The sequence below is a fragment of the Streptomyces coelicoflavus genome, assembly GCF_003112555.1.
Classification (GTDB): domain Bacteria; phylum Actinomycetota; class Actinomycetes; order Streptomycetales; family Streptomycetaceae; genus Streptomyces; species Streptomyces coelicoflavus.
Map to the genome: position 1 here is coordinate 1 of NZ_BEWB01000034.1, position 4,360 is coordinate 4,360.

5 protein-coding genes are annotated in these 4,360 nt (G+C 63.0%); 3 read left to right on the forward strand and 2 right to left on the reverse strand.

The features are described from left to right. The coding region (locus Sco07f_RS39595; protein WP_159107070.1) for a tyrosine-type recombinase/integrase at positions 1-283 on the forward strand (283 nt) is incomplete at its 5' end. 210 nt (positions 284-493) lie between these two features. Here Sco07f_RS39595 and Sco07f_RS39600 read toward each other — a convergent pair. Next, positions 494-1,465 carry a DUF4238 domain-containing protein gene (locus Sco07f_RS39600; protein WP_159107071.1) on the reverse strand — a complete coding sequence of 324 codons (972 nt, stop codon included), beginning with the start codon at positions 1,463-1,465 and terminating at the stop codon, positions 494-496. A 2-nt stretch (positions 1,466-1,467) separates the two neighbouring features. Beyond that, a complete protein-coding gene (locus Sco07f_RS39605; RefSeq protein WP_244942276.1) occupies positions 1,468-2,262 on the reverse strand; it encodes an abortive infection family protein in 795 nt (264 codons plus the stop codon). 415 nt (positions 2,263-2,677) lie between these two features. On the opposite strand from Sco07f_RS39605, the gene Sco07f_RS40000 reads away from it, so the two are divergent. Beyond that, on the forward strand, positions 2,678-3,241 hold the full coding sequence (locus Sco07f_RS40000; protein WP_159107072.1) for a hypothetical protein: 564 nt from the start codon (positions 2,678-2,680) through the stop codon (positions 3,239-3,241). An 83-nt stretch (positions 3,242-3,324) separates the two neighbouring features. Further along, positions 3,325-3,912: a hypothetical protein gene (locus tag Sco07f_RS39615; protein WP_244942277.1), complete on the forward strand. Its 588-nt coding sequence runs from the start codon at positions 3,325-3,327 to the stop codon at positions 3,910-3,912. Positions 3,913-4,360 lie beyond the last annotated feature (448 nt).

Below are 4,360 nucleotides of genomic sequence, written 5' to 3' on the forward strand. Positions count from 1 at the left end.
TCATCCCGGCGACCCGGCCCGCACCTTCCCGCACTACCACATCGCCAACCAGTGGCAGCGAATCAAGAAGGCCGGCCAGACCGACATCCCCGACGGCATGGTCGTCTACGGCCTGCGGCACTTCTTCGCCTCCAACTGCCTCACCCACGGCATCCCCATCACCGACGTCGCCGAGTGGATGGGCCACAAGACCATCGAGATCACCTTCAAGATCTACCGCCACCTCATGCCCGGCTCCATCAGCAAAGCCGCCAAGATCCTCAACCACCACCTCACCGCATAACAGACCTAGGGAAGAGCTCTGGGAGGCAGGCTCGTGGCTCACTCCATGGGCCGCCAAGGGCCCTGACACTGGTGCGAATACCACGCCTGCCACGCTTGCCACGCTTGCAGCACGGGCAGGCTGGACCGTCGGTGCGCCCTGGATTGGTGTGACTTCGCCTACCGGCTCGAACGCCTCCCGGGCAACAGAGCCAGTGTGCGGCGGAGGTGATCAAGCCTTGCCGCCTCGCCACCCATCAGGCATGAGGAACTCTTTGGGATCCGCTTCGATCGAGATCTCACTGACCCTGACACCAGGAATGTGCAATCCCTTGAGCGGCTGGTCGTCCGGGTGATGGAACACGCTCCGGTGAGCGTTCAGTACGAGCTGCTGATTGAACGTATGCGCGATCTCCCCGCTTGGTGGAAACTCGCGGTCCGCGCCTCGGCAGTTCTGGATCACAAGTCCCGCGCGGCGGTCCAGGGGAACCAGGAACATCTGGGCTGTCGCAAGACCAACGCCGTCGCCCTCGTCACCAGCTCGTGGGACTAGGACCACGGGGCAGTCCGCCGTAAGCAGTGCTTCACTCTCGAAACGGCAGATCCACCAAGCACTATCGAAGAAATGCCCGGCCGCCTTGGGGACCAATTCCTTGATGAGCTTCAGGTGCCTGTTCGGGTGTTGCTTGACCTTGTAGGAGTTGAAGTCCGTGAGCCTCTCCCAGTGCCCATCGACTTCCTCCTCCGTCGGGGGCCGCCCCAGCCGTTCCGCAAGGAACCGCCGTATTCGCGGCTTGCCATTGACCGCCACATTCAGCTTTAGCATGAAGTCCGCCACCTCGTCACCACCCTGCCGGATGGCCGGGACCCTTACGTACTGAAGCGCAACCCATGCCGAGAGGGCTGCACGGTGCTCATCCGGCAATGGCCAGAGTCGGTCGTCAACGGCTGCTCGGATCGCCTGGATGCCGCCGCTCTCGATCACTCCGAACGCATCCTCCGCTGCGTCAGACCAGTGCCCGTCCGCAGTCTCCATGAGGTAGAAGTCCCTGACCACCGTCGACCGCTTAATGGGCTCAGACTTGCAGACGCCATCCTCCAACCGAAGGCGGGACACCTGCATGAACTCACCGGCGAAGCGCTCCAGGTAGGACCTGGGCACAGTGTGGTTGTTCCGCTTGAGACCCTTCTTAGTTCTTCCCACGATCAACTCCTGCCCCTGCGCCACGGAGCGGCCGGATCCGCCAGCGTGTCAAGAATTAGCTCGCACCACGTCACGGCGGCGTTCACCGTCAGCCGGGCATGACGGACCCCGAGTCCTGACGGGGCACTCGCCATTCCGTGTCCGCTTCCGAAGCCCTGGTTGCGCAGCTCGGCAACGCCCACGGCGATGTTCACAGAGCCGGAGAGAATCTTCTTCACAGCCTTGCTGCCGTCGGGCCCGTCGGGAGCAGAGCCGGCATCGAGCTTCAGCGCCTTCTGCACCGTGTTGACGAGAGCCGGCAGCGCGGCGTTCTTGTCGATAGGGACGCCCAGCTCACGCAAAGCCGTCTTGGCCGTCGCCTCGATGAGCTGCTTGGCTGCCCCGATGGCACCGTGAGGGTCGGTCGTCAAGTCCCGGCGGATGCGCTCCAACTCGACGAAGATGCCCGAAGCGTCAGTCAGCGCGCTCAGGTCCCGGGCCAGAACAGGCGGAGCGCTCCACGTGATCTTGCCGCTTCCGTCAAGTACGAGTCCGTCCCGTTCCAGTCGGACCCGGATGTCCTCGCGCCACGCATCGGGTGTTGGCGAAGACTCATGCCTCCACTGATACGTCTCCTCGTCGTACTTGCGGAGGAAGTCCTCGAACACGAGAAGCGCGCGACGCACGTGGTCCGGGTCGGTCCAGTCCACGCCCTCGGCGTAGAGCATGAACTCAGTCCGCCGCTGGCCGGGATCCTGGTACTTCAGCTCCTCCGGGGGGATCGGCGCGAAGCCCTGGTCCTCCCACAGCTCGGACACGATACGGACGGTCAAAGACGTGGCGAGTGAGCGGACGGCGTTTCGGGACGCTGGACTCACCAGCTCGCGCCGGGCAGTTGCGGTCATAGTCCGAAGATACGAGTAACCCTTGGCAACGTCATGGCCTTTCCCGGAGTGCTCAGGCCACCAGCATCAAGCTCGTCAGGATCCTATTGCCCCTCGCGTGCCCCATCGTGCGACCTGCGCACGATGCTCCGGGAGGAGGACGGCAGATGGGGGGCCGAATGCTGGTGCTGCTTGGTGGTGAAGTTCAGGATTGCGCCCAATTGATTGCGCGACTTCCTCGTTGCCTTGTGGTGGTACGTCCCGCCCCGTCCCCAAGCGCAGCGTGGGCCGCCGGAAATTTCATGGGATCAGCCTCACAGGACTGGTTCCGGTCTGCATGATGCCCACCATGGACGGATCGGTGTGGGTGGGGGCGATCTTCGGAGTGGGTGGCACGATCATTGGTGGAGGGCTCTCGCTGTGGGCGACAGTCATTGCCCAGCGGCAGCAGACTCGTGCTTCGCGGCAGCTTGTGATCGCTCAGCGAACCGACACCGCCGTGGACTCGGCGATCCAGATGTTCTTCCAGATCAAGCAGCACGTACGTGGAAGGCCGGCCGAGTTCCAGGAGGAGGCGCAGCAGCGTATCGATGTGTGGCAGCGGTCCCTACAGCAGCAAGTGAACAAGCTGGAGCCGATCCTGCTGAGAATCCGCGACGAGCCCTTCCGGCTGAGGCTGAGCAAGATCGCTGAGCTGCTGGCCTGGTCCGACATCTCGGAACCTGCTCTTGAAGGATCGCCTCAGGTCCTCACAGAGCTCTGTGATCACGCTCTGGACTGCCTGGGAGCCTTGGTCCGGGACGAACAGCTTCCGCCGGAGGGAGTCGGCCTGACCCGTGCCCGGCGGGTCGAGACGCTCTACTCCGTGCACATGGAAGAGCTGGCGCTGGCATACGAGGAAGGGCACCGTTGACGAACGCCGTATGAACCTGACGGAATCACCTCCATCAAGGGCCATTGTCCGGCAGGGTAATCGCTGTGCAGACGGAGACGTTGGTGGGACTGATCAGCGGCCTGGGCGGTGCCCTCATAGGTGGCGCCGCGTCATTCGGCGGTGTATGGCTCACACTGTCGCATCAGAAAGATCTGGCACGGGAAGCCCGTCTGTTGGAGATCGGTCAGGTCGCGGCGGACAAGGCACTGAACGAGCTGATCGCCCTGGGTGCGTTTCTGGAGACCGTCGGGGGCAATGACGTCGTTACAGCGCATACAGACGAAAGGCTGCCGTATCTGGACACCGTGTTCGGGCACCTGAAGAACACCGACTTGGCCGTCACCCGTATTCCAAACCGGGACGTTCGTGAGCGGGTAACACTTCATCTCCAACTCGCGAACCGCTACCGGGCTGCCGGAGTCCGGCACTATTTCGCGATCCGCTGGTTCGGCGAACTGAGAAAGGACATGGTCGACGTCCTAGCGGCATACATCCGCGATGACGCCCTCCCGCCCCTCTCCGAACAGACGGTGGAGAAGCAGACCAGGGTGACCCGGCACGAGGAGCGTCAGCGGCGGCGATTTGAGCACATGCACGATCCCGTCAATGTCGACCCTCGGGAAGAAGACGCCGCGTCGTCGCCGTCATGACGGACTTCAGGAAGTAGGCAGACGATGAGGCGAAAGTCCTGGTCAGTTTGACCGGACTCAGATCTGGCCTTCTGAAGCAGCGCGGAAGAGCGAGAAGGCGCTGTCCGACCTATAGCCCTCCGCAGGCGCCTGCGGAACGGCGAGCTGAAGTCTGTTCCTCAAGAACGTCAGCCCTGGCGCGTGGCGTCGCTCGGGGCTTCATAGCTGGTGCCGAACTGGCGGTCATGCTGATGTCTAGCGCGATAGAGGTGCAGTCACGGACCGGGAGCACATGTCGCGCACGCTCGCGGGTATCTTGCCGGCCCTCTGGAATCGATTCACGCCCTGTCCGCCGGGAGATCCGTTACCGGAACGCGACCGGCTCCTGCACAGGCATTTGCATAGAATTTTCGGACTGCAAGGTCGCCATGACCCCATCGTTTCGTAGGTCTGTTATGCGGTGAGGTGA

What these genes read in the sequence shown, in the direction of transcription:
- Sco07f_RS40000 (WP_159107072.1), top strand. Translation starts at nt 2,678, where the DNA reads ATGGACGGATCGGTGTGGGTGGGGGCGATCTTCGGAGTGGGTGGCACG.